Origin of the sequence: Paraburkholderia sp. Ac-20336 (assembly GCF_017105025.1) — a bacterium.
Classification (GTDB): Bacteria; Pseudomonadota; Gammaproteobacteria; order Burkholderiales; family Burkholderiaceae; genus Paraburkholderia.
The window spans coordinates 1-21488 of the sequence record NZ_JAAGPS010000059.1 but is presented as its reverse complement, the minus strand read 5'-3'; the positions used below and the strand labels follow the sequence as shown (position 1 = coordinate 21488).

General features: G+C 65.3%; 19 protein-coding genes. 7 read left to right on the top strand and 12 right to left on the bottom strand.

What is annotated here, in order from left to right; all coding sequences use genetic code 11:
• Positions 1 to 72: 72 nt before the first annotated feature.
• From rbfA to GXB81_RS17730, 8 genes are all read right to left on the bottom strand, one after another.
• A complete protein-coding gene (gene rbfA / locus GXB81_RS17765; RefSeq protein WP_167040181.1) occupies positions 73 to 438 on the bottom strand; it encodes a 30S ribosome-binding factor RbfA in 366 nt (121 codons plus the stop codon).
• 125 nt (positions 439 to 563) lie between these two features.
• The gene (infB, locus tag GXB81_RS17760) at positions 564 to 3485 is read right to left on the bottom strand and encodes a translation initiation factor IF-2 (protein ID WP_167040183.1); all 2922 of its coding nucleotides are present in this window, start codon (positions 3483 to 3485) and stop codon (positions 564 to 566) included.
• 94 nt (positions 3486 to 3579) lie between these two features.
• Positions 3580 to 5055, bottom strand: a complete 1476-nt coding sequence (gene nusA / locus GXB81_RS17755; RefSeq protein WP_167040185.1) for a transcription termination factor NusA — start codon at positions 5053 to 5055, stop codon at positions 3580 to 3582.
• Entirely contained in the window at positions 5052 to 5510 is a 459-nt protein-coding gene (rimP, locus tag GXB81_RS17750; RefSeq protein WP_006052964.1) for a ribosome maturation factor RimP, read from the bottom strand. The genes nusA and rimP overlap by 4 nt, the downstream gene beginning before the upstream one ends.
• Positions 5511 to 6151: 641 nt before the next feature.
• Positions 6152 to 7936 carry a 23S rRNA pseudouridine(2605) synthase RluB gene (rluB, locus tag GXB81_RS17745; RefSeq protein WP_205989903.1) on the bottom strand — a complete coding sequence of 595 codons (1785 nt, stop codon included), beginning with the start codon at positions 7934 to 7936 and terminating at the stop codon, positions 6152 to 6154.
• Positions 7937 to 8000: 64 nt separating this feature from the next.
• Positions 8001 to 9149, bottom strand: a complete 1149-nt coding sequence (gene scpB / locus GXB81_RS17740; RefSeq protein ID WP_205989902.1) for an SMC-Scp complex subunit ScpB — start codon at positions 9147 to 9149, stop codon at positions 8001 to 8003.
• A gap of 535 nt (positions 9150 to 9684) precedes the next feature.
• On the bottom strand, positions 9685 to 10884 hold the full coding sequence (locus tag GXB81_RS17735) for a pyridoxal phosphate-dependent aminotransferase (protein WP_167040191.1): 1200 nt from the start codon (positions 10882 to 10884) through the stop codon (positions 9685 to 9687).
• A 123-nt stretch (positions 10885 to 11007) separates the two neighbouring features.
• Positions 11008 to 11910: a LysR family transcriptional regulator gene (locus GXB81_RS17730; RefSeq protein ID WP_167040193.1), complete on the bottom strand. Its 903-nt coding sequence runs from the start codon at positions 11908 to 11910 to the stop codon at positions 11008 to 11010.
• Positions 11911 to 12316: 406 nt separating this feature from the next.
• Here GXB81_RS17730 and GXB81_RS17725 point away from each other — a divergent pair, with 406 nt between their 5' ends.
• Both GXB81_RS17725 and GXB81_RS17720 read left to right on the top strand, forming a co-directional pair.
• A complete protein-coding gene (locus GXB81_RS17725) occupies positions 12317 to 12718 on the top strand; it encodes a transposase (RefSeq protein WP_205989901.1) in 402 nt (133 codons plus the stop codon).
• 389 nt (positions 12719 to 13107) lie between these two features.
• Positions 13108 to 13362: a hypothetical protein gene (locus tag GXB81_RS17720; RefSeq protein WP_167040197.1), complete on the top strand. Its 255-nt coding sequence runs from the start codon at positions 13108 to 13110 to the stop codon at positions 13360 to 13362.
• A gap of 369 nt (positions 13363 to 13731) precedes the next feature.
• On the opposite strand, the gene GXB81_RS17715 is transcribed toward GXB81_RS17720, so the two are convergent.
• Positions 13732 to 14055, bottom strand: a complete 324-nt coding sequence (locus GXB81_RS17715; protein ID WP_167040199.1) for a hypothetical protein — start codon at positions 14053 to 14055, stop codon at positions 13732 to 13734.
• A 267-nt stretch (positions 14056 to 14322) separates the two neighbouring features.
• Between GXB81_RS17715 and GXB81_RS17710 the strand changes: the two genes are divergently transcribed.
• The 3 genes from GXB81_RS17710 (at position 14323) to GXB81_RS17700 (ending at position 16223) form a co-directional block, all read left to right on the top strand.
• Positions 14323 to 15042: a YdcF family protein gene (locus GXB81_RS17710; protein ID WP_240158863.1), complete on the top strand. Its 720-nt coding sequence runs from the start codon at positions 14323 to 14325 to the stop codon at positions 15040 to 15042.
• A 265-nt stretch (positions 15043 to 15307) separates the two neighbouring features.
• A complete protein-coding gene (locus GXB81_RS17705) occupies positions 15308 to 15550 on the top strand; it encodes a hypothetical protein (protein WP_167040203.1) in 243 nt (80 codons plus the stop codon).
• Positions 15551 to 15965: 415 nt separating this feature from the next.
• Positions 15966 to 16223: a hypothetical protein gene (locus tag GXB81_RS17700; RefSeq protein ID WP_008923870.1), complete on the top strand. Its 258-nt coding sequence runs from the start codon at positions 15966 to 15968 to the stop codon at positions 16221 to 16223.
• A gap of 183 nt (positions 16224 to 16406) precedes the next feature.
• Here GXB81_RS17700 and GXB81_RS17695 read toward each other — a convergent pair whose 3' ends face one another.
• Complete coding sequence (locus tag GXB81_RS17695) at positions 16407 to 16697, bottom strand: putative quinol monooxygenase (protein WP_167040205.1); 291 nt, start codon at positions 16695 to 16697, stop codon at positions 16407 to 16409.
• A 592-nt stretch (positions 16698 to 17289) separates the two neighbouring features.
• On the opposite strand from GXB81_RS17695, the gene GXB81_RS17690 reads away from it, so the two are divergent.
• Positions 17290 to 18612 (top strand): EAL domain-containing protein, encoded by a 1323-nt coding sequence (locus tag GXB81_RS17690; protein ID WP_240158864.1) that lies wholly within the window; start codon positions 17290 to 17292, stop codon positions 18610 to 18612.
• Positions 18613 to 18686: 74 nt separating this feature from the next.
• Here GXB81_RS17690 and arfB read toward each other — a convergent pair whose 3' ends face one another.
• Complete coding sequence (gene arfB / locus GXB81_RS17685; RefSeq protein WP_167040207.1) at positions 18687 to 19091, bottom strand: alternative ribosome rescue aminoacyl-tRNA hydrolase ArfB; 405 nt, start codon at positions 19089 to 19091, stop codon at positions 18687 to 18689.
• A 217-nt stretch (positions 19092 to 19308) separates the two neighbouring features.
• Between arfB and GXB81_RS17680 the strand changes: the two genes are divergently transcribed.
• Positions 19309 to 19950: a VC0807 family protein gene (locus GXB81_RS17680; RefSeq protein ID WP_205989900.1), complete on the top strand. Its 642-nt coding sequence runs from the start codon at positions 19309 to 19311 to the stop codon at positions 19948 to 19950.
• Positions 19951 to 20047: 97 nt separating this feature from the next.
• Here GXB81_RS17680 and GXB81_RS17675 read toward each other — a convergent pair.
• Positions 20048 to 21488 (bottom strand): AAA family ATPase (locus GXB81_RS17675; RefSeq protein WP_205989899.1); only part of this gene is annotated, 1441 nt, incomplete at its 5' end.

Sequence of the window (21488 nt, the reverse complement as noted above, 5' to 3'; positions counted from 1 at the left end):
AGTGAGGCAAAGACTTCGAGGAATACGAAACGGCGCCGGGCGCTACGGCGAACACCGCGGCACGGGACACGCTCAGTCGTCTTTCGCGCGCGTGGCGTTCGCCTCGTCGATCAGACGCGACATCTCGACGGCGCGCTCGATCGTTTTGTCGTAATGGAAATGCAGCGTCGGCACCGTATGGATATGCAGGCGCTTGAACAGCATGTTGTGCAGATGGCCCGCCGCATGACTGAGCGCTTCGAGCGTCTGCTGCGGGTCACCGGTCAGCGTCGTGAAGTAGACCTTCGCGTGCGCATAGTCCGGCGTCAGCTCGACGCTCTGAATCGTGACGATGCCGATGCGCGGGTCCTTGACCTCGCGCAGCAGCTCCGACAGGTCGCGCTGGATCTGGTCGGCGATCTGCACGTTGCGATTGGGAGAAGAACGTTTTTTAGGCATGGTGTTGATGATCCGCGTTGACGGATACAAAAAATGGTTCGCGCGGTCGCGCAACGGCGGCCTCAAAAACAACGGGCGGAGCGGGCGTTAAAGCCCGCTCCGCCCGTTGTGCCGTGTCGCGTGAATTACAGCGTACGCGCGACTTCGGTGACCTCGAACACTTCGAACTGATCGCCTTCGACGATATCGTTGAAGTTCTTGATCGACATACCGCACTCGAAGCCCTGACGGACTTCCTTGACGTCGTCCTTGAAGCGCTTGAGCGAATCGAGCTCGCCCGTGAAGATGACGACGTTGTTGCGCAGCACACGCACCGACGACGAGCGCTTGACGAAACCGTCCGTGACCATACAGCCGGCCACCGCGCCGACCTTTGGCACCTTGAAGACCTGGCGCACTTCGACCGTGCCCGTCACGACTTCGCGCTTCTCCGGCGCCAGCATGCCCGACATGGCCGCCTTCACCTCATCCACTGCGTCGTAGATGATGTTGTAGTAGCGGATGTCGACGCCGTTGGATTCCGCGAGCTTGCGAGCCTGCGCATCCGCACGGGTGTTGAAGCCGATGATGACCGCCTTCGACGCCGTTGCGAGGTTGACGTCCGACTCGCTGATGCCGCCGACCGCGCCGTGCACGATCTGCACGCGCACTTCGTCGGTGGAGAGCTTCTGCAGCGACTGGACCAGCGCTTCCTGCGAGCCCTGCACGTCGGCCTTGACGATGAGCGGCATGTACTGCACTTCGCCTTCGCCCATCTGCTCGAGCATGTTTTCGAGCTTCGCGGCCTGCTGCTTCGCGAGCTTGACGTCGCGGAACTTGCCCTGACGGAACAGCGCGACTTCACGCGCCTTGCGATCGTCCGGCATGACGATGACTTCTTCCCCGGCCTGCGGCACTTCCGACAGACCCTGGATTTCGACCGGGATCGACGGGCCAGCGGACTTGGTCGGCTTGCCGGTTTCGTCGAGCATGGCACGCACGCGGCCGTAGGCACTGCCCGCGAGCACGACGTCGCCACGGTTCAGCGTACCCGACTGCACGAGGATCGTGGCCACCGGGCCCTTACCCTTGTCGAGCTTCGCTTCGATGACGAGACCCTTGGCCGGTGCTTCGACCGGTGCCTTCAGTTCCAGCACTTCGGCCTGCAGCAGCACGTTTTCGAGCAGATCGTCGATGCCCGCGCCGGTTTTCGCCGACACCGGCACGAACGGCGAATCGCCGCCGTATTCTTCCGGCACGACGCCTTCCGCGACGAGCTCCTGCTTCACGCGCTCGAGGTTCGCATCCGGCTTGTCGATCTTGTTGATCGCGACGACGAGCGGCACGCCGCCGGCCTTCGCGTGGGAAATCGCTTCCTTCGTCTGCGGCATCACGCCGTCGTCGGCGGCCACGACCAGAATCACGATGTCGGTGGCCTTCGCACCGCGTGCACGCATTGCCGTAAAAGCTTCGTGACCTGGCGTGTCGAGGAACGTGATGACGCCGCGCGGCGTTTCGACGTGGTAAGCGCCGATGTGCTGCGTAATGCCGCCCGCTTCGCCCGCCGCCACCTTCGCGCGACGGATGTAGTCGAGCAGCGAGGTCTTGCCGTGGTCGACGTGACCCATCACGGTGACGACCGGCGGACGCGGCAGCGCTTCGGCATCGCTCACTTCGCCTTCGACCAGCATCGCTTCCGGATCGTCCAGCTTCGCCGCGACCGCGTGGTGGCCCAGTTCCTCGACGATGATCATCGCCGTTTCCTGGTCCAGCATCTGGTTGATCGTGACCATCTGGCCGAGCTTCATCATCACCTTGATGACTTCCGACGCCTTCACCGCCATCTTGTGCGCGAGATCGGCAACGGTGATGGTTTCCGGCACGTGCACTTCACGCACGATCGGCTCGGTCGGCGCCTGGAACGTGGTGGACTGTTCCTGATGCTTGCCGCGGCCCTTCGGACCGCCGCGCCAGCCGCGATCGACGCCACCGCTCGAATCGCCGCGCGTCTTGATGCCGCGGCGCTTCGCTGCGTCGTCCTGCCAGCTGCCGCTCTTGCCGCCGCCGGGCTTTTTCTTGTCGCCGGCGGACGGAGCGCTCGTGGTCGAGGCCGGCGCCGCGGCTGCCGGCTTTTTCGCAGCCGGACGGGCCGGCGCTTCGCCTGCCGGACGGGCCGGCTTGTGCAGCGTGCCCTTCGCTTCGGCGGCCTTGGCCGGCTCGACGGGCTTCGGTGCCGGTTCCGGCGCCTTCACCTGCGCCTTGCGCGGCGTGTTCATCATTTCGCGAATCGCGCGCGCTTCGGCTTCCGCCGCCGCGCGGCGCTTGGCGATTTCTTCCTGCTCGGCACGCGCTTTCTCGGCGGCCTGACGCGCGGCGTCTTCCGCTTTTTTCGCGGCTTCGCGTTGCGCAGCACGTTCCGCCGCCGCGCGTTCGTCGTCCTGCTCGCTGCCCTTCGCGGCAACCGGCTCCGCAGCCTGTGCCGCCTGCTGGGCCTTCTCGCGAGCCGCCGCTTCGGCCACAGCCGCCGCGCGCTTCTTCGCCTCTTCTTCCGCGCGCTGACGCTCGGCTTCCGCAGCCTGCTCGCGCGCCTGGCGCTCGGCCTCTTCGCGTTCGAGCTGTTCCTGGCGAGCTTTCAGTTCCTGCGCCTGCTTTTCGAGCAGTTCGGCCTCGTGACGCGCTTCCTCTTCACGACGCTGAAGTTCGAGATCTTCGGCATCCGAACTCTCGGCCACATGATTCGATGCATCCCCGCCTTCCGCGACGGTCTCGTCGCGGCGGACGAACGTGCGCTTCTTGCGCACCTCGACCTGAATGGTGCGAGCTTTGCCCGTCGCATCGGACTGCTTGATCTCCGACGTATGCCGGCGCGTCAGCGTAATCTTGCGCTTGTCGGCATCGTTCGAGCCATGCGACTTGCGCAAGTGATCGAGCAGACGCGCCTTGTCCGCCTCGGACAGGTTGTCGTCTTCGCTCGCCTTCTGGACGCCCGCTGCCTGCAGCTGCTCGAGCAGCACGCCAGCAGGCATTTTCAGTTCCGCGGCAAATTGGGCTACGTTGTTACTCGCCATTCATTCCTCTTAATGCAAGGACCGATTCCTTGCGGTTAGCATCGGGTCATGCGGCCTCGCGGCCGCGTTCAATTCAGTGCGCCATGGTCATTTCTCACTGGAACCAGTGTTCACGTGCTTTCATGATCAACGCCTTAGCGGCATCCTCTTCCATTCCGGTCATCTCGACCAGTTCATCCACGGCCAGCTCGGCGAGTTCGTCGCGCGTCTGAACCTGATGTTCGGCCAGCTTCGCGAGCAGGTCGGCGTCCATGCCGTCCAGGCTCTTCAGGTCGAGCGCTACATTTTCGACCTTTTCTTCGTTCGCGATCGCCTGCGTCAGCAATGCGTCGCGCGAGCGGTTACGGAGTTCGTGAACGGTGTCTTCGTCGAATGCCTCGATTTCGAGCATTTCGTTGAGCGGCACGTAGGCGATCTCTTCGAGGCTCGTGAAGCCTTCGTCGATCAGGATGTCGGCGACTTCCTCGTCGACATCGAGACGCGCCATGAACAGGTCGCGCAGAACGCCGCGCTCCTGATTCTGCTTCTGCGCAGATTCGTCCGGCGTCATGATGTTGATCTGCCAGCCGGTGAGTTCGCTGGCAAGACGCACGTTCTGGCCGCTGCGGCCGATCGCGACCGCGAGTTCGTTCTCGTCGACGACGACGTCCATCGAATGTTTTTCTTCATCGACGACGATCGACTGCACGGCTGCCGGCGCGAGAGCGCCGATCACGAACTGGGCGGGGTCTTCCGACCATAGCACGATGTCGACGTTTTCGCCACCGAGCTCATTACGGACGGCCTGCACGCGCGAGCCGCGAATGCCGACACAGGTGCCGATCGGATCGATGCGCTTGTCATAGGCGACCACGCCGATCTTCGCGCGCACGCCCGGATCGCGAGCGGCGGCCTTGATCTCGAGCAAACCCTGCTCGATTTCCGGCACTTCCATCTCGAACAGCTTCATCAGGAATTCGGGCGCCGTGCGCGACAGCTCGATCTGCGGACCACGCGCGGTGCGGTCGACCTTCGCGATATAGGCGCGCACGCGGTCGCCCACGCGCAGGTTTTCCTTCGGAATCAGCTGGTCGCGGCGCAGCAACGCTTCGACACGGCCCGATTCGACGATGAAGTTGCCCTTGTCGAGGCGCTTCACCGAGCCGGTCATGATGTGCTCACCGCGCTCGAGGAAGTCGTTCAGGATCTGCTCGCGTTCGGCGTCGCGCACCTTCTGCAGGATCACCTGCTTGGCGGCCTGCGCGCCGATACGGCCGAATTCGATCGACGGCACCGGTTCTTCGATGAACTCGTCGAGCTGGATATTGGGCTGCTGCTCGCGAGCCTCGAACAGCAGGATTTCCTGATCCGGCTCCTGCAGCCCGGCTTCGTCCGGCACCACCTTCCAGCGGCGAAACGTTTCGTGCTCGCCGCTTTCACGGTCGATATGGACGCGAATATCCGCATCTTCTTCGAAGAGTTTCTTGGAGGCCGAAGCGAGAGCCGCTTCGAGCGCGGCAAATACCACGTCCTTATCGACATTCTTCTCGCGTGCCAGCGCATCCACCAGCATCAACACTTCGCGACTCATTGTTTGCGGCTCCTAAAGTCAACTTTCGGAACAAGGCGCGCCTTGTCCATGTCCGCGAGCGTGAAATCGAGCATCGCGGCGCCTTCTTTTCCTTCAAATTCCAGACCGATCGTCTCGCCTTGCGGAGCATGCAGAATGCCCCGGTACGATTTCCGTCCGTCCAATGGCTTTTTCAGTGTGATTACCGCCTCGCTGCCCGCGAAGCGCTCAAAATCCGCCAGTTTTTTCAGCGGGCGGTCGAGACCCGGCGACGACACTTCAAGCCGCTCATAATCGATATTTTCGACCGTCAGAACGTGCTGGAGCTGACGCGTGACCTTCTCGCAGTCTTCGATCGCGATGCCGGCCGGCTGGTCGATATAGATACACAACATGCCGCGCCCGGTGCGCTCGAGATCGACGAGCTCGTAGCCGAGTCCCACGACCGTGGTTTCAATCAGTTCCGTCAGTTGCACAGTGCCCTCTTAGATGTTCGCGCAGCGAGCCTCGCGCCTCTTCAGCAAACAACCAATGCGGGCCGCGCGCCAAGCCGGCGCACGTTCGTGCGAACCCGAGATGCCGAACCACGCTGAAGTAAGCGGCAAAAAAAAATGGGCTGAACGCCCATCATCTTGTTGCCGGTGGTCGCACCTGAGCCGCACATGAAAAACCGTACGCCCAGCGACTCCGCGATTGTAGCCATTTTTCGGCCCAAACGCAATCCGCCGAACGCTGCACGGCGCGCATTTCCGCTTGATTTAATAGGAATCTTTGGGAAAAGCGGCGGCAAGATCGGGCTTTTACGGAACGGCCCGTATTGCCTCAAACAGCACCCGGACGAATCTCGCCGTTGAGTTTGGGCGACTCGTCCCGCATTGATTCGCGCCGCGGTTTCGCGCGCATTCCCAAATCCGAAAGACCTGCTGAGCGCGGCCAATGGCGAGCCGGAAAAACCGCTAAAAACGAGTCACGGCTCGCTGTCGTGCGCAAACGGCGTCGCTTGCCGAAGGGATCGATCAAGCGCCCGACGCTGTCGATGGCAGCATGACCGCCATCCGCTGATTACCTGGGGACAGCCGCCTTAGGCGACCGCCCCAACCACCACGAGAAACTCCGCTTAGCGGCCGCGCGAACGGCCGCGTGCCGTACCGCCACCGTTGCCACGATTTGCGCCGCCCGCCCCTGTGTTGCCGCCGCCGCGATTGGCGTTACCGCCACGATTGCCGCCCGGCGCGCGATTGCCCGTGTTACCGGGAGCGGCACGCTTGCCGCCCGGGCGCGCGCGATTGCCGTTGGGCGACGGCGCACGATTGCCGTCGACATCGCGGCCGCGCTGACCGCCGGCACCGCGGTTGCCGTAGCCGGTACCGGCACCGCCGCCCATACCCGTACCGAAGCCGCCGCCCGCCGCACCCCGGCGGCCCTGACCGCGCGGCTGCTGCTCGAAGCGGCTATGCGACATCAGCACCGGCTCGCGGTTGATGAAGCCCATCGACGTCTGCATCGGGTCCGGCTGCCGGCGCTCCGGCGCCGCATTGCGGCCACCGCGCTCCTCGCTCGGCGCCTTCAGGCCGACCGACGCCATCAGCGCGCGCACCTGGTTGTCGTCGAGTTCCTCCCAGCGGCCGCGTTTCAGCCCCTTCGGCAGCGAGATCGGGCCGTGGCGCGTGCGGATCAGCCGGCTGACCATCAGCCCGGCTGCCTCGAACATACGGCGCACCTCGCGGTTACGCCCTTCGGCAAGCGCGACGTGATACCAGTGATTGGTGCCTTCGCCGCCGCCATCGCGGATGCGCAGGAAATTCGCCGGACCGTCCTCGAGCTCGACGCCGTGCAGCAGCTTCTGGCGCATGCCTTCCGCGAGTTCGCCGACCACCCGCACCGCGTACTCGCGCTCGACGCTGTAGCGCGGATGCATGAAGCGGTTCGCGAGATCGCCCGAGGTGGTCAGCATCAGCAGACCTTCGGTGTTGAAGTCGAGACGGCCGACGGCGACCCACTTGGCGGTCTTCATCGGCGGGAGTTTGTCGAACACCGACGGACGGCCTTCCGGGTCCGCGTGGCTGACGATTTCGCCGGTCGGTTTGTGGTACAGCAGCACGCGCGGCGGCTTGCTCGCCAGCTTGCGCTTGACCGGCTTGCCGTTGATGCGAACCTGGTCGGTCGGCATGATGCGCTGGCCGATGTGCGCTGGTTCGCCGTTCACCGACACGCGGCCGGCGATGATCAGCTCTTCCATGTCGCGGCGCGAGCCCATGCCCGCTTCGGCGAGCACCTTGTGCAGCTTCGGCGCATCGTCGTCCGGCGACAGCACGCGCTTCGGACCAGCCGCCTTGCCTCGGCGCAGCATCGGCGCGCGCACGCCGCCGGTCGTGCTGTTGTCGGCGTCGAACGCCGGCGACATCACGTACGAGAACAGATCGTCTTGAGCGGAATCCGCAGCCACGTTTGCGTCGGCGCCGCGACGGTTCTGGCGCTGCCCCTCGCGTTGACCCTCACGCGGCTGACGCTCGCGCTGGCCTTGCTGACCCTCGCGTTGCCCCTCTCGTTTCGCGCCGCCCGCATTGCGCCGCGCGCCCTGCTTCGCGCCCGCGTCCTTGCGCGGCATGCGCACCTGCGTGACGACCTCGCCATCCGGCGGCGCCTCGGTAACGACCGGCGCGGCCTGCATGGACGCGTTTTCGGCAGCCTTCGTCTTCGCCCCGGCGCGGCGGCGCGCGATCAGGCTGCGCGGCCCGCGACGCAGACCGCGGCGCGGACGCTCTTCGCCGTCGGCTTCCGCGCTCTGTGCCGGGCGCTCGCCCTCGCCTGCCGGCGCTTGCGGGTTGCGCGCTTCGTCGGCCCGCGCCGACGGCACGGCGCGCTCGGATTCGGACGAATCGGTGTCGTGGGTATGTGTCAAAACAACCTCAAAATGTCAGGTCGCGCGCGCCCGTTGCGGGCGCGGCAAAAAAAGTTCGGTTACGTCAGGCGCTGCGCGACTCGGTTTCGTCGTCGGTCAGAAAGCCTGCGTCCTGTGCGGCCTCACGGCGATCCTCGGAATCGTCGTGCGCCGCCTCGATCGGGTTCGGCCCGGTCGCATGCTCCGTGTTGCGAGACATGCCCGAGTCGTGCGCGAGTGCTGCCGAATCGGTCTGGGAGACCGGATCGTGATGCTGTGCAGTCCCGGCGACGCCGCTCCGCGGTACTGCGTTTGCCGTTTCGGCGTGTTCTTGAGCGGCGTTTGTGGCGTCGCTTGCTGCGGGGTTGGTTGCGTCTGTCGCGTCGTTTGTAACTTCGTTCGTGACTTCGCGTATTGCTTCGTGCGCCGCGCCAGTCTCGCCGACGGCGCCGCCCGGCCCGGCCATATCCGGACGCTGTGGCGCTTCGAATGCCGGCCCGGTCTGTGCTGCCTGGCCGGCCGGTTCCGTTTGCGCCGACTTCTGCGCCGCTTCCGGTTCGCCCGTCACGTCAGTCGCCACGGCCATTTCGACGGGCATTGCCGACTCCGACGACGGCTCGTCGCCCTCGCTCTGCGCATCGCCCGCTCCCTGCGCGGCCTCAGCCTCGCCCTCGGCGAACTCGATGGCGTGCTGGCCCAGCAGATCCGCATTCAGTTGCGCCGACGGATCGGCAAGCGGCGGCAATTCGTCGAGCGCCGTGAGTCCGAGGTCGTCGAGAAACTGGCGCGTGGTCGCGTAGAGCGCCGGACGCCCCGGCACGTCGCGATGACCGATCACTTCGATCCAGCCGCGATCCTCCAGTTGCTTGACGACCTGCGTATTCACCGTCACACCGCGAATTTCTTCGATATCGCCCCGCGTGACCGGTTGCCGGTAGGCAATGATCGCGAGCGTTTCGAGTACCGCACGCGAATATTTCGGCGGTTTTTCCGGATGCAGACGATCCAGATACGAACGCATCGCGGGCTTGCTTTGAAACCGCCAGCCCGACGCCAGCCCGACCAGCTCCACACCGCGCCCGGACCAGTCCCGCTTGAGGTCTTCGAGCAACGTCCGAACGGTGTCTGCCGACACGCCGTCGGCAAAGAGCTTGCGCAAATCGCCGAGCTTTAACGGCTCCTGCGCGCAGATCAAGGCAGTCTCGAGGACGATCTTCGCCTCTTGGGTATTCATGCAGCTAGGTCAGACCCTGTGGTCAAAGAACCGGATCAAACAGACGATGTGGAACTGAAGACGCGCTCGCCCGATTCTGATCGGTCATATTGATGGGAGCACGCACCGGGGGGCGGCGAACAGACTTATCGAACCTGACCCAGCCGGACGGAGCAGCGATATTCCTGAAGGGAATCGCGTGACTGAGCGCCATATTACGCAAAAACGACCGGGGCGTAAAGCCGGAATCCCCCACGTACCGTCTCGTCGCGCGCCGACGGACACGCCCGGGCGCCAAACGGATGAACGGAAACAGAAAATCCGCCGAGGCCATTTTTTTTGCCGTTCGCGAGGCGTAGGCCGCCGGCCGGGGGGCGGGTCTGCTGCCTACGCATTTCCGGCAGCGACCGAGGCAAAGTTCGCCGGAAGCCTCATCGATTTCCGCCCAGCTTCAGCCGCGCGCTATCCGAGCCTCAGCCCCCCATTCGGCCCGGGCTTCGGGCTCAGTCGCGAAATCCCGCTCGACGCCGGAATCCGCGCCGCCAAGCCTCCGCGCTCAGGCGCCCGCGGGGCGCGCCAGAAACTTTCTCAGCCGCTCGACGCCCGCATCCAGCCGCGCCGTATCGCACGCATAGCACCAGCGCACGAAGCCCTCGCCCTGCGGCCCGAACGCGCTACCCGGCGCAATACCGAGCCCCGCCTCGCGCACCATCGCCTTGCACAGTTCGAGGCTGTGTGCCGCGCCCGGCATCGAGAAGAACAGATACATCGCGCCCAACGGCGCCTTCACGTCGACACCCGGCACCGTCGATAACGCCTGCACCAGATGATCGCGCGACGCCTTCAGGTCGCGCACCAGCTCCTGCGTGAACCGCTCGCCCTGCTCGAGCGCGGCAATGCCCGCCTGCTGGACGAACGAGGGCGCGCACGACGTGTTGTACTCGACGAGCTTGGCCAGATCGTCCATCAACGCGGCCGGCGCGACGATCCAGCCGAGCCGCCAGCCCGTCATCAGCCATGCCTTCGAGAACGAATTCACGCAGATCACACGTTCGTCGCGCGTGGCCAGATCGAGAAACGACGGCGCGGTGCGCGCGCCGTCCGCGTAATAGAGCCGCTCGTAGACCTCGTCCGCGACGATCCAGATGCCATGACGACGGCAATGCTCGAGCACGCTGCGCTGATCGTCGCGGCTCATCACCCAGCCGGTCGGATTGTTCGGCGAGTTGATCATCAGCATCTTCGTGCCGGGCGTCAGCGCGGCCAGCAATTGGCCGACGTCGAGTTGCCAGCCGCGCTCGCCATAGCCGAGCGAAACGGTTTCGACATGCGCGCCGAGAATCTTCGGAATCTCGACCAGGTTGGGCCACAGCGGCGTCACCGCGACCACGCGATCGCCGGCGCCGACCACCAGTTGCGCGGCCAGCATCAGCGCGTTGACGCCGGCGCTCGTCACCGCGACGTGATCGGCCGACGTCGCACCGTGCAGCTCGCTCACATAGCGGGCCAGCGCCGCGCGCAACGGCGCGATGCCGAGGTTATGCGTGTAGAACGTGGCACCGGCGGCCAGCGCGGCACTGGCGGCGTCGCGGATAAACGCGGGCGTGACCCGGTCGGACTCGCCGAACCAGAACGGCAGCACGTTCTCGACACCGAAACCGGCATTGGCGACTTCGCGGATTTGCGACGGACGCAGCGCGCGCACGGCGTCGCGCGCATTCGGGGTGGAGGGCACGGGCAGGTCCAATTCGCTCATCGAGGCTTCCGGATGGATGAAAGATAGCGGCTCGGGGCGCACGCGCGACAGGCGTGCCCGGCCAAGGCGGTAGTTTAGCGCGCCGTGTGGCCGGGCAGCGGCGTGGTGGCTACGGATTGCCCGCTAGGGCAACTCCTCGGCCCGTCCCGGCAACTGCCGGATCAGGTTCCACACGGCCTCGGCCGCCGGCGACAGCGATCGATCGCGCCGCCGCACGAGCTCCACCCGGCGCTCCGCGCGCGGCACGAGCGCTCGCGCGACCAGCGACGCGCCAGCCGGCAACGGCAACGCGAGCCACGGCAATACGCTGATGCCGACGCCCGCCTCGACAAGCCCGAAGACGGTCGCGGAATGCCCGAGCTCCTGCACGACGCTGGCGTTCACGCCCTGCTCCTGCATCACGGCGTCGATGATCGGCCGGCTGCCCGAGGCATAGTCGAGCATCACGAGCCGCTCGCCGTCGAGATCCCGCCACGCGACCTGGTTGCGCGCGGCGAGCCGATGATCGTTGCGCGAGACGACGCAGAACGAATCGGTCATCAGCGTTTCGCTGAGCAGATCGTCGTCGGTGAAAGGGCCGATGATCACGCCGAAATCGACCTCGCCCGACTTCACCTTGCGCATCACGTCGCTCTGCACGTCGTCGCGCAAGCCCAGCGTGACGTACGGAAACTGCTGCACGCACGACGCCACCACGCGCGGCATCAGCCGGCACGCGACGGTCGGGCTCGCCGCCACCACCACGCGGCCGCGCCGCTGCTCGCCGATTTCGCGGATTTCGCGCAAGGCGTCGTCGAGATCCGCGAGCAGCCGCGACACGCTCGACACGAGGTTGCCGCCGACGTCGGTCAGCTGCACCTCGCGCGTCGTACGGTCGATCAGTTTCAGGCCGATCTCGCTCTCGAGTTCGCGCACGCAGCGACTGACCGCCGACTGCGTCAGGCCGATTTCATCGCCCGCCCGGCTGAAGCTTTGCAAGCGGGCCACCTCGATGAAAACCCTGAGTTGCCGCAGCGTCACATTCATTTATCTACCTCATCAATAGCGCGATTTGATGCGCATTCTAAGGCCAAATGCAGGCGTATCGCGCCTTCGGCGGGATTCGCTGCAATGCGGCAAAAAAGGCGCAAACGCACGCTGGCCGGGCTTGACTGCACAAGATTGGTGATTGTCCCGATTTGCGAAATGGTTTTTTTGGATTCTCATACGGCCCTGGCTGGCGCCCGCACTGGCCCGCTGCCACGGGGTTTTCAGGCGATCTGAACCAGATTGGCACACTTCGTGCATGAGGAGACGCACAGGGTCGGCGCCATGACTTCTGGCCGATTAGCGGATCGTGGCGAGCCGTCCCCTTTGGCACTCGCCCTGTCGAGTGCGGAAAGAGTGCGCGGCGCGGGGCAGCGCACCGGAGTTAGCTTCGCTGAGGTGAAACATGATGCTGTTCGACGATTTGAGAGACAACGAGTGGGCGCTGGTCGAAGCTTTGTTCTGCGCCGAACCGGCGCGTAGCGAACGGCGTGGCCGGCCGCGCGTGGAAGCGCGCGCGGTGGTCAATGCCGTGCTTTGGGTGCTGTCGACGGGCGAAGGCTGGTCCAAGTTGCCGGGCCGTTATCCGTCCCCGCCGACTTGCCGCCGGCGCTTCGACGAGTGGCAGGCCGATGGCACGCTCGCGGAAATAGTCAAGCTGCTTGGCACGAGCGGCCGTGAAATTTCGCTGCGCGGCCGGATCGGGGCAACCGCCGCGAAACCGCCGGTGCCGCCGAGCCGCGATCGTCTGCGCGGCGCGTTCTGGACCAATCCGGAATCGTGGCGCGCGCCGGTCAAGATGGCCTGACGCAACACTGCCGAAACTGCCTTAATTGCCTTGCCACCGGGCGCCTGCGGGCGCCCGGTTTTTATCCGGCCGCGATCCGCATCGTGGTTCGTACGCGAGCCCGCGGCAAGCCCGAGACTTGCCGCGGGCGCCCCGCTTCCCGCGCTCCCCTTCCTGTCTTCCTGTCTTCCTGTATCCGCTCGCGCTTACGCATAGGGAGCCTGCTTTTCCTTTCCGTCCACCGCCAGGCGCGCCTCGTCCCGCGCCGTCTCCGGCAGATACGCCGGGCCACGAACGGCTCCGGGTGAAACATCCATTTACTATTAATTACAGCGTGCTTTCGCGACCCGGCCTACCTTTGTAGCTATGCAAACAGGCCTTGATTCCAGGGGCTTGAGGGGGACCTCAGCATGAAACCAATGTCCGTGCTTGTGTGTGGCATTGTGATTTCAGCGATGGCCGCACCAGCAGTCGCTCAACAGCATCCGCAGGGATGGAACTGGCGGCCGGACCGGCCGGCCACGCTCGAAGCATGGCAGCACGGCGATGCGCGCAACCGCGACTTCACACCACCCGTGCCGCGCGGCGACTTGCGCGGCGATATCGCCAGCAATGTGCGGGCGCGGCCCGATGCTCAACGCGACGATCAATCGCGACGTCGTTAGTCGTGCATGGATCGGCGTCCGGCCCGTGGGCGGCGGGGCCGATCGCATGAAGTCGTATCCCGATCGAATCATCGGGGAACCACCGGGCGCCGGGCGCAGTCTGATTCAACGCCATTAGCACAGCGTGGCAGTAGTAATTCCGGTACGCCCGTATCTTCGCGATACGGGCTTTTTTTCGCGCACGCGCAACGGCATCGCGCAAGCGCGCCGGAGGTTCGTCGAGGAATGGAAGCAGCGGATCACCACCTGCCGTGCGATGCGGCCGGTCAGCGGAAGAAACCGCCCGCCGAGGAAACGATGGACCTATGCGGACGTTACACGAGCAATGGCAAATAACCGGCGCACATTGCGCCTGAGGGAACGATGAACCTAATTCCGGGCTTCGAGCGTCGCGGCGGACTGCGGTTCGGCCGCGGCGAGCACATAGTCGTTCATGCGCTGCGCGGTCCACGTGAGCATCCGCTCGTCGTGCTCGAGCCTTGCGAATTCGGCTCTGCCCCGCTCGGTGAGCACGGCGATGTCGACGGGGGCATGAAACCCCGGCGCCGGCGCGACGGTGCGCTGTCGAACGGTATCCATCAGACCCAGCGCGCGAAGATACTGGAAAACACCAGGCCTTCTGGCCCAGGGAACCTGACGATATTGCGCTCGCCGCAGCGCTTCAAGTACAGCTTCGTTGGAATACGTTGTCATCTCACTTCTTTCTTAAAGTGCAGCCATGACACATCCATGCCAACACGTCACCGCGCCACTGGTCACGCGTGTGGCACCCGCCTCTCTGGCCCGCGGCTCGGCCTAGGCCGGCTCGCGGATTTCCGCCAGGTGCTGCCTGGTCTCGTTTTCGGAACCCCCGTCCGAACGGCATGTTAGCGTTCTGTCTACGAACCGACGATGCAACCGCCGCGGCGCGATGGCAAGCCCGTAGATTTGTCCCGAAAGATATACGTTACCGCATTTAAATTGATTCTATTCACTTTATTGACGCTTTTTTTTGCAGCAATCGTGTTATGGAAACGCGTGCGCCGCCCTCTGGCCGTTTGCGCGATCGTCCTGTTCTGGCTGCTCGCGGCCGGCTGGCTGACCGTGCCGCTGCTCGATCTCGCGCAGCCCGACCGGCATAGCGCGGCGCCCGCGGCGTTTGCGCCGCGCACCGCGATCATCCTGCTCGGCGGCGGCACGATCTACGACGACAACGACGTGCTCGTGCCACCGCGCGACGCGCTCAGGCGCATCGAGGTGAGTGCGCAGAACTACGCGGCCTGCAAGCAGACGGCGGCGACCTGCGCGGTGATCGTGAGCGGCGGCAACCCGCAGCGGCACAGCGCGACCGAAGCCGACACCTACCTGCCCTATCTGCTGCGCCGGCAGGTGCCGCGCGCGGACATCGTGCTCGAGAAAGACAGCCGCACGACATACGAAAACGCGCGCAACGTCTCGGCCATTGTGGGCCATTCACATTACGACACGTTGATACTGGTCACGTCGGCGTATCAGATGCCGCGCGCGCTGCTCGACTTTCATCACTTCGGGATCACGCCGCAGCCGCAGATTTCGAGCGCCCGGCATGTGCGGCTTGGGATGCTGCCGCATTACGACAATCTCGTGGCCGCCGAAATCGCGCTGCATGAGCTGATCGGGATTGCGCAATTTCACGTGTATCGGGCACTGGGCTGGTTCTGACGGCCTACGGCCCGACGCCGTGATGCCGCATGTCATTTAACAATGCGAAATACTCTCCCGGCTGCGCGCCAAACCGGCGCGGCATGCCCGATGCCGATTTGAAGCGGCTTGCAATCGATGGGAAAAACGACTAATTACAAGGTGTAACAAATGTTCATAGCGGTTACAAAGGTATCCGCTGGAGCGAAGATTGCTCGATAGAATGCATTGTCTTTCTCAATAGACATGCAATACTCGGGTCCACCACCACTCTACGGAGGTAACGATGAAGAAAGTGTCCCTGGCGATCCTGGTTTCCCTCTGTGCCGTAACGGGCGCGGCTTATGCGCAAGACAACGGCATCGTGACCAGCACCGATCCGGCCAAGGTGGCCGAGTTCGAGCAGCATGCGCAAGATCTGCAAAACCGCCAGCAAACAATGGGAGGCGCTCCCGCCATGCCGGCCAGGCATCACAAGATGGCACCGCATCACCACCACAAGAAGGCTCCCGACGCTTCGAGCTCCTGAGCGAGCCTGAAGTCCCGCTTCGCGGCCATGCCGTGAAGTGAAAAGCCGAAGCTGGCGCCGCCGGTTTCGGCTTTTTTGTTGTCCGCCCGGTGTCGACCATAGATTTCGGATACGGCGCGTAAAGCGCGTGAGGCGGGGCCTGTGTCGCCAGTGCGTGGCGGCATGGCGGTGGTGATCCGGCATGCTCGATACCTGTTCGATGCACGCACCCAAACGCTCTGCGGAAACAGGCTTGCGACATCCCTTCGAGCCCTGCCCGGGCGGGTCCGGTTCGCGCGCTTGCTGGCATCCGCCCGCCATCGCCCATCCGCCGCGGCATGCCGTCGGGCCGCCGCTTTCGGTATGCTAAAGTCGCGCACCGGCCGGCACCCTGCCGGCATCCCTAACCCGTGCGCACCCTGGTGCGGAGGACAGCATGAGCAACATCCAGCTAGATATCGAATGGACGGAAGCAGCATCTCGCAAAATCGAAAAACTGATGCCGCGTGGCGGTCAGGAAGCGTACCTCGCGCTGCCGCCCGTCGAATGCCTGCCGATGGAAGGCGACGTGCTGTTTCTCGGCCCGGCTGGCAAGCAGCAGCCGTTCATCGTCGCGGAACGCCAGTATCACCATGACGGCGACGCGGACTGGACCATCATCCTGATCCTCGACGTACCGCAAGCAACGCATTGATGCCCGGCGGCGCGGCGCAGGATTGCTGCTCGCGCCGCCGACCCTACGCCCGGCGGCAAACCGCGGCGCGACGGATCGGCCGCCTTACCGCCTGGCCGATCCAGCCGGACCAACGCGCCGCCTCGTGCCCGGTGCGCGCCGGGCTCTTCACCCGGCACCTGCCCGCTTGCGGCGCTTCAACACTCAGACGATCTTCGACACGACGCGAATTTCCGAGTGCTCGACCCAGTCGGCGACCGCTTTCCGGTACGCCAGGATATGCGCCGACTTCGCATGCGCAGCAAGCGCTTCCTGGCTCTCCCAACGCTCGACGAACACGAACCGGCGCGGCTCCTGCACATCGCGATGCAGGTCGTACTGAAGCACCCCCTGCTCATTGCGCGTCGGCCCGACGATGCCTTCCAGTACCGTGCGCAGTTGCTCCTCGTACCCCGGCTTTGCCACCGAAATTGCGACCACCGCGATTTCCGACATGCGTCTCTCCTTTCGACAAAAAGCAGCAGCATACCTGCCGCTCGCCGACTCTGCCCACGAATGCGGTCCACGCTCCGCGCTCCGCGAACGACACCGCCGTGCCGCCTCGACCAACCCCTGCGCCCTGAACCGAACGCGTCGAACACGTCAGGAAAAGACACAATCCCGGCCATCGCCCCCGAGCACCGTCCGCGCCTGGAATTTGGCGGGCGGCCACTGACCACCCTGCTACCCTCGGCTGATACAGCAGGCGATTGAGCATCGGTTTCGCGCGAGACAAGCACGCGAGGCAAGCGCGCAAGGCAAGCACGCGAGACAAGCCGTCACATTGTTTGAAACGCATGATCGGATGGCCGTGAGCAGCCGGTTTGCTGACCGCCAGGGTGCTCGGGCGTCTGTGATAACCCGCACATTCTTGCCCCCTGCAAACTGCTAGACTCGTTTTGACCAATTCGCCGGAGTCCAGCATGGCTGGCATCGCGCTTCGCGTTTGCGGGCAGTATCCGTCGTGCCCCGTCGACGCTTCGGGCGTGCAACCGTTGCGCGCCGAATGGGTTTGCGCGCCCCCTCACCCGCTTGCCGCAAGATTCCCATGTCAGCTCTCATGCCCGCTTCCATGCCATCCGTCAGCGAATTGACCGTCAGCGGCCTGCTCCCGCATCTGGTCCGCGGCGAATCAGGCTGGACCGCGACATGGCGCGCGCTGACGCTGCACAGCGTGTTCCAGCCGGTGCTGTCGGTGACGCATCAATGCGTGGTCGGCTACGAAGGGCTCTTGCGCGCGTTCGACCCGGTCGGCCTGCCCGTTTCGCCCGACGTGCTGTTCTCCGGCACGCGTTCGGCCACCGAGGCGCGCGAACTGGACCGCATCGCGCGCTGTCTGCACGTCGCCAATTTCATGGAGCAAGGCATCAGCACGGGGTGGCTGTTTCTGAACACGCGCCCGCAGGTATTCGAAACCGGCTGGCCGCAGCGCGCGTTCATCGACGAGTTGTCTGCGCATTTCGGGCTACCGCAGGAGCGCATCGTGATCGAAGTGCTCGAGCAGCCCGCCGACGATGAATCCGCGGTCGCGAGCATGCTCGCGGCGTCGCAACCGCGCGACTTCCTGATCGCCATCGACGACTTCGGCACCGGCTTTTCGAACTTCGACCGCGTCTGGCGCTTCCGTCCCGACATCGTCAAGCTCGACCGCTCGCTCGTCGCGCGGGCCGGCAAGCACGAAGGCGACGATTCGATGATCAGCCACCTGATCGCGATGCTCCATCAATCCGGCACGCTCGTGCTGGCCGAAGGCGTCGAAACCGACGAGGAGCTGATGCTCCTGATGCAGGCCGACGTCGATTTCGTGCAGGGTTTCTGGTTCGGCCAGCCGAAGGGCTCGGTGCAGGCGGCCTGCACGAAAGTGCCAAAGCTCGTCGAATCGATCTGGAGCAAGTTCGCCGACTACGAACGCGCGCACGACGCTCACCCGCGGCTCGGCTTCGAAGGATTCGCCGAAGCGCTGCTCGCCGCCGCCGACCTCTACAAGGCAACCGGCGACCTCGAACAGGCGGCGCAAAAAATCCTGCATCTGCCCGAAGCGCGCCGCGTATTTCTCACCGACGGCCAGGGCGAGCAGACCCGGCCGTCCGTGACGGCCGCCTCGGTGCCGCCGCCTCCGCAGCGGCTCGCGCCGCTCTATGCCGAAACGCGCAGCAACTGGTCGCGGCGCGCGTATTTCCGGCACGCGCTCGCCGCGCCCGGACGCGTCGCGATGATGGGCCCGCACTATTCGCTCGCGGACGGTCAGGACTGCTACACCGCGGCAATCGCGTTCGAGCATGACGGCATGCATGTGCTGTGCGTCGATTTCGTGCCGGCGACGGCAAACGCGGACGCGCGCCCAGGACAGCGCGGAGCCCGGCGCTCCTGAGCGAGCGCCGGCGGTTCGCGCCGTTATTCGCCGTTATTCGCTGCTATGCGTTGCGATTCGTTGTTGATGCGCCGTTATTCGTGGACCCGGCCGCGGCCCGATTTGACTTCGCCGCGTTTCGCCTTGCTGTCGAGGCGCCGCAGATTCGATGCACGCGTCGGCCGGGTCGCGACGCGCGGTTTGCGCGTGACGCTGACGCTTTCGATCAGCTCGTCGAGCCGCGCAAGCGCCGCCGCGCGATTCATCTCCTGAGTCCGATGCTCCTGTGCCTTGATAATCACCACGCCGTCGCGCGTGAGCCGGTGATCGGACAGCGCGAGCAGGCGCATTTTCAGCACCTCGGGCAATGACGAAGCCCGCACGTCGAAGCGCAGATGAATGGCGCTCGACACCTTGTTGACGTTCTGGCCGCCCGCGCCCTGTGCACGCACGGCGGTCAATTCGATTTCGTTCGATGGGATCGGATAGCGGGATGTCATGGGCGGGATCGGGCAAAGGTCGGTCAGTGTACAAGCGGCAGCGGCAATGCGTGTGGCGTGGGTTGGACAGCGCGGCCCCCCGCTAGTAGCCGGTCATGTGAAACACCCACACCAGCGTGAAGCGACGGACCACCGGCCGCGAACATGACGAAAAACTATTTGCGTCGACGTGACCTGTTCATCGGTACTGCCTTTTTCGCTTACAGCGTAAATTACCATGAAGATTCGTCCCGGTTTTGTGCTCGAACTGGTCGCCAACTTCCTGCTGCCGTGGCTCGCCTACCGCCTCGCCTTGCCGCGCCTCGGCGAAACCGGCGCGCTGATCGCGTCCGCGGTGCCGCCGCTCGTCTGGAGCGCGATCGAGCTGGCGCGCTTTCGCCGCGTCGATGCGCTCAGCGCCATGGTCATCGCGGGCATCGTGCTGTCCGTCGCGGCCATGGCGCTCGGCGGCAGCCCGCGCATGCTGCTGCTGCGCGAATCGCTCGTGTCCGGTGCCGTTGGCGTGGCGCTTCTCCTATCGCTGCCGATGCGCCGCCCGCTGATCTTCTATCTCGCCCGCGCGACGGTCGCGCGCGAAATGGAAGGCGGCGCCGCGCGCTTCGAGGCACTGTGGCGCGAGCGTCCGGGTCTCGCACCGGCCATACGAACGATGACGCTGGTCTGGGGCCTCGGCCTGACCGGCGAAACCGCGCTGCGCGCCTGGATGGCGCTGACGTGGCCGATCGGGCGCTTCCTGATCGTGTCGCCGTTCATCGGCTACGGCATCTACGGCGCGCTCGCGCTGTGGACGCTCTGGTATCGGAAGACGATGCGCAGCCGTGTCGAGGCGAGTGCGCGCACGAGCGGGATCGCAGGCTGAAGGGTGGCGCGCGAAAGAGAAGGCCACCGTGCCTCGCGCCAGCCGCGTCGTCCGGCGTGTCGCCGCCCCTTGCTGCCCTTCACCGCCCTTCACTACGTTAGCTCTGCGCGTCTCCCTTCATCGCCACATTCGCACCGGCAATCCGCGCGGCCAGCCCCGAATCGCGCTGTGTCGGCGTCGCGATCGCCTGCGCGAGCACGGCCCGCGCGCCGATCACCTCGACCCGCGCGCGCGCGCGCGTAATCGCCGTATACACGAGTTCGCGCGACAACATGCGGCTAAACACCGACGGCAACACCAGTACCGCGTGCTCGAACTCGGAGCCTTGCGACTTGTGGACCGTCAGCGCAAACGCGGTGTCGTGCGGCGGCAGCGCGGCCGGCGAAACCGCCCGCACGGAACCGTCGCCGGTACGGAAATACACGCGCAACGCGCCGCCCGCGCCCGGCAGCGCAATGCCGATGTCGCCGTTGAAGAGGCCTAGCGCATAGTCGTTGCGCGTCACCATCACCGGCCGCCCGGCAAACCACTGCGCACCGACCGCGAGCGTGACGCCCGCGGCACGGCGCACCTGAGCCGCCATCGCCGCATTGACCTGATCGACACCGCGCGGCCCGAGACGGGTCGCGCACAGAATGCGGAAGCGGTTCAACGCATCGAAAAGCGGCAACGGATCGGGGGTATCGCCGGGGAGTGCCACAGCGAGGGCCTCCGCGTACGGAGCGAAGCCGGCGGCGAGCCGTGCGACGGTGCGCTCGGCAAGCGTCGCGTGCGCGTCTTCGCGCAGCGCCGCCGCGCAGGGTTCGGCGGGATCGATCCGCAGCACGTCGAGCGCGGCGCTGGCCGAGCCGTTGCGGATTGCGAGCGACAGCCGGCCGATCGGCGATTCGAGGCCGAACCGGTAATTGCGTTCGAGCCAGATGACACAATCGGCAAGCGGGCTGGCGTCGTGCGCCGGTAGCGACTCCGCGATTGGCTCAGCGTTGGCTGGCGCGGGCGCGTCGAACAGATCCAGATTCGCCGGCAGCGCTGAGTCGAAACCCTCGAACCTGTCAGGCGGGGCAAAAAAATCGTCGGCGGGTATCTCACCGAGATCGCGCGATTCACGCGGCAATGCGCTCTCGAACCGTGCCTCGCCGATACCGAGCGCCTGCGCCACGCGCCGCACGCCACGCGGCGTCAGCGCCGGCCGCGCGCTCAGTTCGGCGAACACCGCACCGGCTTCGACGGCAGCCAACTGATCCTTGTCGCCGAGCATGACGAGACGCGTGCGCGGCGCAATCGCATCGAGCAGATGCGTCGCCATCGCGACGTCGATCATCGACGCCTCGTCGATCACCACCACGTCGTACGGCAGCGGATTGTCGCGATGATGGCGGAAGCGCCCGCCCGGCCCCGACCCGAGCAGGCGATGCAGCGTGTACGACGTCTGCGGCAAACGCGCGGCGAGTTCGGGCGGCAGATCGCCGGCCCGCGCGAGCAGCGCTTCCTGCATGCGCTGCGCCGCCTTGCCGGTCGGCGCGGCGAGCGCGATGCGC